The organism is Aquabacterium sp. (genome assembly GCF_035476535.1).
Lineage (GTDB): Bacteria > Pseudomonadota > Gammaproteobacteria > Burkholderiales > Burkholderiaceae_C > Pseudaquabacterium.
The window spans coordinates 1-7,599 of sequence record NZ_DATILJ010000187.1; the positions used below are offsets into that span (position 1 = coordinate 1).

At 69.0% G+C, this 7,599-nt stretch carries 7 protein-coding genes; all 7 read right to left on the reverse strand.

Features of this window, described 5'->3' with window-relative positions:
• The coding region (locus tag VLK61_RS18475) for a Zn-ribbon domain-containing OB-fold protein (RefSeq protein WP_325423091.1) at positions 1–701 on the reverse strand (701 nt) is incomplete at its 3' end.
• 70 nt (positions 702–771) lie between these two features.
• Positions 772–1,944 (reverse strand): thiolase family protein, encoded by a 1,173-nt coding sequence (locus VLK61_RS18480; protein WP_325423092.1) that lies wholly within the window; start codon positions 1,942–1,944, stop codon positions 772–774.
• Positions 1,941–3,575, reverse strand: a complete 1,635-nt coding sequence (locus VLK61_RS18485; protein WP_325423093.1) for an AMP-binding protein — start codon at positions 3,573–3,575, stop codon at positions 1,941–1,943. Before VLK61_RS18485 ends, VLK61_RS18480 begins: the two co-directional genes overlap by 4 nt.
• 26 nt (positions 3,576–3,601) lie before the next feature.
• Positions 3,602–4,084, reverse strand: coding sequence for an aromatic-ring-hydroxylating dioxygenase subunit beta (locus VLK61_RS18490; RefSeq protein ID WP_325423094.1), 483 nt, complete (start codon positions 4,082–4,084; stop codon positions 3,602–3,604).
• Positions 4,085–4,139: 55 nt separating this feature from the next.
• Positions 4,140–5,471 carry an aromatic ring-hydroxylating dioxygenase subunit alpha gene (locus VLK61_RS18495; RefSeq protein ID WP_325423095.1) on the reverse strand — a complete coding sequence of 444 codons (1,332 nt, stop codon included), beginning with the start codon at positions 5,469–5,471 and terminating at the stop codon, positions 4,140–4,142.
• A gap of 11 nt (positions 5,472–5,482) precedes the next feature.
• Positions 5,483–6,514 (reverse strand): PDR/VanB family oxidoreductase, encoded by a 1,032-nt coding sequence (locus tag VLK61_RS18500; protein ID WP_325423096.1) that lies wholly within the window; start codon positions 6,512–6,514, stop codon positions 5,483–5,485.
• A gap of 17 nt (positions 6,515–6,531) precedes the next feature.
• On the reverse strand, positions 6,532–7,599 hold a 1,068-nt coding region (locus VLK61_RS18505; RefSeq protein WP_325423097.1), incomplete at its 5' end, for an indolepyruvate oxidoreductase subunit beta family protein.

The window sequence follows — 7,599 nt, forward strand, 5'->3', positions numbered from 1 at the left end:
CTGACCGAGCGGCCGTTGGTCAGGTCCAGCGGCACCAGCGTGACCTGCGGCAGCTGGGTGATGTCGTCGACGCCGGGCAGCTTCTTCCACGGCTCGGCATGGCCGACCCAGACGATGTCGGCGCCGGCCTTCACCAGCGCCTGCACGATGGCCTGGCCGACGGCGGTCTTGCCGTCGGTCACCAGCACCTTGCGGAACTTCGGGTCGCTGCTCATCTCGCGCAGCATCTTGTCGTCAGCCATGTGTTCACTCCCTTCGGCAGGAAATCCGATCAGTACCGCCTGGCCGGCGCGGTCCAGGCGAGCACCCACCTTCACCGGCGCCGGTGCGTCGCCGACCTCGCCATGCAGGTGCACCATCAATGACGGGCCGGCGGCCAGCTGCACCATGCCCAGTCGCCACGGCAAGCGTTCGCGGAAGAACGGGTCGTTGCTGTGGTGCAAGGTGGTAATGGCCAGCAGCGTGCCCTCGCCCGATTGCGCACGCCATTGCAGGCGCGCCGACAGGCAGCGGTGGCAGGCTTCGCGCGGCGGGTATTGCACCGCTGCGCAGTCCTTGCAGACCTGCAGCTCGAAGCGGCCCTCGGCCGCCGCGGCCGTCATGCCTAACGCAGTGCGTCCCCGTGCCCAGGGCGGCAGGTTCATCTGCCGCGTGCGCAGAACGGGGTTCTTGCGCTTGGGTCTCATCAACGGCATGGTCATGTGGCCCCCTTGGCCCTGCGGGCCGTCCCCCCGAGGGGGAGCGAGCCCGACCGGCAAGCCCGGATCGGGCTCATGTCGCGCTCCCCAGGATCACCGCACCGGTGCACAGGCAGCGGTCGTAAGTGACCATGCCAAAACCGGACACGAGACCCAGCTTCGCACCCGGCACCGCACGCTCACCGGCCTGGCCGGTGAGCTGTCGGATCGTTTCGGTCATGCCGAGAAAACCACCGGCCGCGCCGGCCTGGCCCACCGACAGTTGCCCGCCGCTGGTGTTGTTCGGGAAGCTGCCATCGTGCGTCGTGGTGTGCGCCCGCACGAAGGGCGGACCGCCGCCCTTGTCGCAGAAACCCAAGTCTTCGAACTGCAGCATCACGATCACCGGGTAGTCGTCGTAGGTCTGCACGAAGTCGATGTCGGCCGGCGTTGCATCGGCCTGCGCATACAGATCGTCGCGGTCCATGCGCCAGCCGCCGCGCACCATCACCGGATCGTCGGCATAGGCGTTGTGGCGCTCGATCGCGCCGCGCACCAGCACATGCGGCAGGCCGAGGTCGCGGGCGCGTTCCTCGCGCATCACCAGAAAGGCCTCGGCACCGGCGCAGGGCATCACGCAGTCGAACAAATGGATCGGGTCGGAGATCGGCCGCGCGGCCATGTACTCGTCCAGCGTCAGTGCCTTCTTGAACAGCGCGTTCGGGTTCTTCAGCGCATTGCTGCGCTGATCCACCGCGATGCGGCCGAAGTCTTCCCGCGTCGCGCCGAACGTGCGCATGTAGTTCGCGGTGATGAAGGCGAAGATCGAATTCGGCCCGCCCGAGCCATAGGGATAGCTGGCGTCCCGCGCGAAGTGGCTGAAGCTGCCCAGCGTCTGCCGGAACGAGTCGACATGGTTGGTGTCGGCGGCAATGCAGGCCACGACGTCCGCATCGCCGGACTGCACCGCCCGCGCGGCGCGGCGCAAGGCCATCACGCCCGACGCTCCGCCGGTCGGAATGTGGTCCAGCCAGCGCGGCGACACGCCCAGGTGCTGCGTCACGCCGACGGCGGTGTCGGGCGACAGCGAGAAGCTGCTGACCGTGAGCCCATCGATCTGTTCCTTGGCGATGCCCGAGGCCCCAACCAGCGCGCGCAGCGCCTGGCCGATGAACCAGTGCGCATCGTGGGTGGAGTAACGCAGGTAGGGCACCGTCACCGGCACCGCGACGGCGATGCCTTCGTAGGACTGGCGGCGGCGGCTCATGCGGACCTCTTCTTCATCGCGCCGGTGGCAATGCAATTTGCCTGCCCGGGCAGCGCGGCGGCCATCGTGCGCAGTTCACCGCGCTGCACTTTCTGCGACGTGGTCAGCGGCAGCGCGTCGACAAAGGCCACGTAGCCCGGTGCCTTGTAATACGCCAGGCGGGCCAGGCACCAGGCGACGATGTCTTCCGCGGCCGCCTGCCGCGCCTGGGCATCGGCCGGCACGCTGTCGCTGACGATGCAGGCCAGCACTTCGTCGCCGCGCAAGGCATCGGGCACGGCGGCCACCGCGGCGGCCTTCACCTGCGGGTGCTGCAGCAGCACGCTTTCCACCTCGACGGCGGAGATGTTCTCGCCGCTGCGGCGGATCACGTTCTTGCGCCGGTCGATGAAGTGCAGCTGGCCATCGGCGCCGCGGCGCACGATGTCGCCGGTGTGGAACCAGCCGTCGGCCCAGGCTTCGTCGGTGGCCGCGTCATCCTTGAGGTAGCCTGCGAAGAAACCGTCGCGTGCATCGGCGCCGGCATGGCGCACCAGCAGCTCGCCGGCTTCGTCGATCGCCGCCGGCGCGCCGCTGTCGGCCCGCAGCAGCACCTGCACATCGTTGCCCTCGCGGCCGAAGCAGCTGCTGCCGACGAGGCGGGGTTCCTGGTTCGCGATGATCACCGCGCCGGCACCAGTCTCGGTCATCGCCCAAGCCTCCAGCAGCGGGAACCCGAAGCGTTCCTCGAACGCCGCATGCAGGCTGCGGTCGACGCCGGCGCCGAAACCGAAACGCACGTCGTGCGTGCTGTCCTGCGCCGAGGTCGCCGCCTTCATCAGCATCGCCGGCATCACGCCGAGGTAGTGCACGACGGTGGCGCGCGAGGCGCGCACGCTGTCCCACCAGCTGCCGGGATGGAAGCGGTCCAACGGGATCAGGCAGCCGCCGGTCAGCAGCATCGCCATCGTCGAATACGCCATCGCATTCATGTGCACCAGCGGCAGCGGCGTCAGCATGCGCTCCTCGCCGGGCCGCAGCTGCGCCAGGCCGCCGATGCCGGCATACCAGGCTCCCGCATGCAGGAAGTAGCGGTTGGGCAGCCTGCAGCCCTTGGGCCGGCCCGTCGTGCCCGAGGTGTAGAGCAGCGCGCATTCGCTGCGCTCGCCGATGGCCTGCTGCGCCAGCGGCGCGGCGAAGGGCGCGGCGGGCGGCAGGTCGTCGGCATCGATCACGTGCATCGCGCGGTCTGCCGCGCGGGCTGCCGCCGCCAAGGCCGCGTGGCGCGCCGGCAGGGCGACGGCCAGCGCGATCTCCGAATGCCCGATCAGGTACTCCAGCTCGGCCGAACGCAGATCCGGGTTGATCGGCACGACCGAGACGCCCAGGCCATTGAGCGCAAACCAGTGCAGGAAGAAGGCCGGCCGGTTCTCCAGCAGCAGACCGACGCGGTGGCCATGGCCGTAGCCCGCGGCGGCATAAGCGGCACGGAGGGCCTCGATACGATGCTGCAACTCGGCATAACACGTCTCGCCCTCGGCCACGCCGTAGACCGCCGCGGTCTCGGCCAGCACGCCCAGGAAGGGCCGCTCGCCGTGGCGCGCGGCGGATTGGGCAAAAGCCTGGGCAACGGTGTGGGCAGGTTCGTTCATCGTGTGCTCGCGGTTGCTGGCATGGCCTACATGAACAGGTTGATGTTGCCGAAGGCCGCGTCGCAGTTGACGAGGTCGACCCGCTTGAGATGGATGCGCAGCGCACCCTCGAGCGTCACGAGTTCATGCGTCGCCCAGCCGGCGAACAGCGTCTGCGCATCCAGCCGCGTCTCGACATAGTGAAAGGCGGTGCGCAGCGTGTAGCGGCCGGTGTCGCGGTCGGCCAGCTCGACGCTCGGTGCCTGCAGCAGGTGGTGGCAGCGGCTGCGCGGCTGCTGCGAGAAGGTGCGTGCACCGGCGAGCCGCTCGACGCGCACGCGCAGCAGCAGCTTGTCTTCGTACAGCAGCGAGGCGTGCAGCCGCGCGTCCTGCTGGCCGGGGGCCAGCGGCATCCAGTAGTGCGCGTCTTCGGTGAAGAGGTTCAGCCACTCATCGAAGCGCTGCTCGTCGAGCAGGCGGGCCTCGGCGTAAACGAAGTCGATCAGCTGCTTGTCGGTGAAGTTGCTCATTGAGAAACCTCCGCGCTGCGCGCTGCGCTATTCGCCTTGGGAGCGGCCCGGCGGCTCATACCGCCGCCCCTTCCCGCATCGACACCGTCATGTACCTGGCCCAGGCGCGGAACTGGTTGCGCATCTGCCATTCGTTGGTGCCGTTGGTGGCGACATTCACCTGGCCGCGCTCGGCCGGGTCGTACAGCCGGCCGACGTTGATCCAGTCGCGGCCGCGCGCCTGCAGGCCCTCTTGCGCGCGCTCGTACATCTCGAGGTCGTCGTGGCCGACGACCGAGGTCGGCGCGTTGACGAGGCGGTTGTACATCAGCGTGCGCTCGAGCAGCAGGTCCGGCGCGCCGACCAGGCGGAAGGTCCAGGACTCGACCAGCGTCTTGTCCACCGCGATGGGCACGAAGCGGCGCAGCGTCTGGATCGGCCCCTTGACCATGATGTTGGGGAAGTAGACGGTGTTGTGCCGCAGCTCGCCGAGGATCTGCTTGGCCCGGTCCTCGCCATGGGCCGCGACCATCTGCTCCCAGTAGCCGGGCACGGGCGAATAGGCGGCGTGGATCGAGTCGGCCACGCCGGTGTGGCCGTGGCCGTTGTCCCAGACGCGGATGCCCATGTTCTCGAAGAACTCGTAGGAGTTCACGAAGGGCGCGAACAGTTCCACCGCCATCGGCTTGGGCGTGCCCTCGGGCGCTTCTTTCCACACCCGCACGGCGGTCCCGGCCGACGATTCGTGCGCCACCATCGGATGGCAAGTGTCGGTCTGGTTGTCGACCAGCATCTTCCAGTTGCAGGCGTGCAGGTAGCGCATCACGCCGCCGGCCACTTCCAGCCGGCCTTCGGGCGAACGATCGACCATGTTGTCCAGCGTCGACAGCGACTCGCCGAAGAAGTCCTCGAAGCCGACGCCTTGCGGGTTGAGCCGGCAGAACACGAACTCGCGGTAGACCTGCACGGCGCCCACCGGCGCCATGCCCCGGCTGGCTTCGCAGGACTCGAAGCCGGTGTTGTCGTAGCCCTTCTTCAGCGGCACCGACAACAGGCTGCCGTCGGTCTTGAAGGTCCAGGCGTGGTAGGGGCAGCGGAAGAACTTGCCGGTGTTGCCGCAGACTTCGCCGGCCACCTTCGTGCCCTTGTGCGGACAGCGGTTGTAGAGCAGCTTCACGCTGTTGTCGCTGTGGCGCACCATCACCACCGGCTGCGTGCCCACCGTGGTGGTGTAGTAATCGCCCTTGTTCGGCACCTGGCTGGCATGGCCGACATAGACCCAGGTGTTGGCGAAGAGATGGTCCATCTCCAGCCCGAACAGCTCGGGGTCGATGTACAGGTCCTTGTGCACCTCGGTGTCCTTCACCAGGGCGTTCACGGCGTCGGGCCTGCCTTCGTATCGGCTCATGGCGTGTGCTCCTACAGGTCCAGTACCAAGCGCTGGCCCTTGCAACGCGAGATGCAGATCTGCATCACGTTGCCGGCGTTCTTCTCACGCCCGGTCAGCACGTAGTCGCGGTGGTCGATCTCGCCTTCGAGCACCGGCGCCGCGCAGACGCCGCACTCGCCGCGCTGGCAATCGAACAGCGGGTCGCAGCCGGCGGCTATCAGCACGTCGAGGATGCTGCGATCGGCCGGCACCGTGAGGGAACGTCCGCTTTGCGCCAGCACAAGTTCGAAAGCATGGTCACCCACCTCGACAGCCGGCGCGGTGAAGACCTCGAAGTGCACACGCTCGCGGGTCCAGCCGCGGGCCTGCGTCTTCGCGAGCACGGTGTCGAGCATCGGCTTGGGGCCGCAGACATACAGCTGGTCAGCAGCGCCGCAGCCGTCGAGCAGCGCGTCCACATCCAGCGGTGCGCCGGCTTCCGCGTCGGTGTGCAGGCGCAGCGCATCACCCAGCAGGGTCTGCAACTCGGGCAGAAAGGCCATCAGCGCGCGGCTGCGGCCGGCATAGTGCAGGCGCACGGGGGCCTGCTGCGCGAGGCGCTGCACCGCCATGCTGAGCAGCGGCGTGATGCCGATGCCGCCGGCCACCAGCACCGCGCAGCCGGCGTGTTCGCGCAGCGGAAACTCGTTCTTCGGTGCCTCGATGGTCAGCAGCTGACCCGCCTGCACCTGCTGGTGCATGTAGCGCGAACCGCCGCGGCCTTCGTCCTCGCGCCGCACGGCGATCAGGTACTCGGTGGGCGCCTGCGTGGCATCGGCCTGCGTCGACAGGTTGATCAGCGAGTAGTGCCGCCAGTCGCTGCGGCCATCGGGCAGACTGACCTGCACGCGCAGGTGCGCGCCGGCGCTGTAGCCGGGCAACGCTGCGCCGTCGTCGGCACGCAGACGGATCAGGCGGATCAACGGGTTCAGGCAACGCGCCTCGATAACTCGTAGTTGCAGCGTGGCCGCGCTGGTGGCCGCGCTGGTGGCCGGGATCGTGGCCATGAGGGTGGTTGACATGGTGCGGTGTCTCCTGCTCAGGCCAGCGCGTGGCGGGCCAGCGTTGCACGCAGCTGCGCGCCGTGTTCATCGGCCAGCGCCGCGTCGCGCAGTTCGCGCAGCGTGGCCGGTGCCAGTGCGGCGCCGGCGCGCTGCACTGCGGCCATCAGCGCCTCGAAGTTGCGCAGGCCGCGGGCATGCGTATCGCTGTAGCCCTTGACCAGGCGCTGGCATTGCGCCACTTCCACCGCCAGCCGCGGATTGAGGGCGGCGGCCTGCGCGATCTGCGCCAGCCAGTGCTCGATGCGCTGCGTCTCCATCGCAAAGCGCAGCGTGCCGCGCCGCCAGCGCTTCATGCCGGCCACCGCATAGAGCATCAGGAAGCCGCGCAGCGAACTGGTGGTGATGACGCGGCCTTTTTGCGTGAAGCGTTCGACCAGGCCACGCGGCCAGCCCGATGCTTCCAGCCAGCGGCCCAGGCCGGCCGGCAGGGTCTCGCAGATCTCCTGCAGGCGCGGGTGCATGTATTCGTTGATCGCCAGCAGCTGGTCGGAGGTGGCGCGCACCTCGTCGCGCACGCGCTCGAAGCGGGTGGCGCGGGTCTTCAGTTCGGCGACGCGGATGGTGTCTTCGTAGCTCATCCACAGCGCCAGGTGGCGTGCGGTTTCCTGCAGCAGCAGCGGCTCGCCGTCGGTCGCCGGCAGCCGCGCCACGGAGGCCAGGCGGTCGAGGTAGAGCGCGGCGTAGGCCGGGTCCTGGTAGTCGATCAGGCGGCGCACGCCTTCGGTCAGAACGGCACCGGCGCTGGCCTGGAACTGCCGGGCGATGCGCTCGAGCAGCGCGCGCACCGCCTCATCGCGCGGCGCGGGGGTTGCCGGCACCCCGCCGGCCGGCGAAACGCTCAGCGGCACTGCAGCGGCGACCGCGTCGGGCTCGGCATCGGCATCGGCACGCGCATAACCTGCGGCAAAAGCCTTCAGGCTGGGCTTCACGCCGACGCCGCCACGCGTGATCGTGGCTTCGAACTGGCTGCGCGAGAACGGCAGCACGCCGGTGCCGGCCAGCGCGCCGAACAGCACCGCGCTGATCACGCTGCCGGCCTCGTC

What these genes read in the sequence shown, in the direction of transcription:
- VLK61_RS18495 (WP_325423095.1), bottom strand. Translation starts at nt 5,471, where the DNA reads ATGAGCCGATACGAAGGCAGGCCCGACGCCGTGAACGCCCTGGTGAAG.
- VLK61_RS18490 (WP_325423094.1), bottom strand. Translation starts at nt 4,084, where the DNA reads ATGAGCAACTTCACCGACAAGCAGCTGATCGACTTCGTTTACGCCGAG.
- VLK61_RS18480 (WP_325423092.1), bottom strand. Translation starts at nt 1,944, where the DNA reads ATGAGCCGCCGCCGCCAGTCCTACGAAGGCATCGCCGTCGCGGTGCCG.
- VLK61_RS18485 (WP_325423093.1), bottom strand. Translation starts at nt 3,575, where the DNA reads ATGAACGAACCTGCCCACACCGTTGCCCAGGCTTTTGCCCAATCCGCC.
- VLK61_RS18500 (WP_325423096.1), bottom strand. Translation starts at nt 6,514, where the DNA reads ATGTCAACCACCCTCATGGCCACGATCCCGGCCACCAGCGCGGCCACC.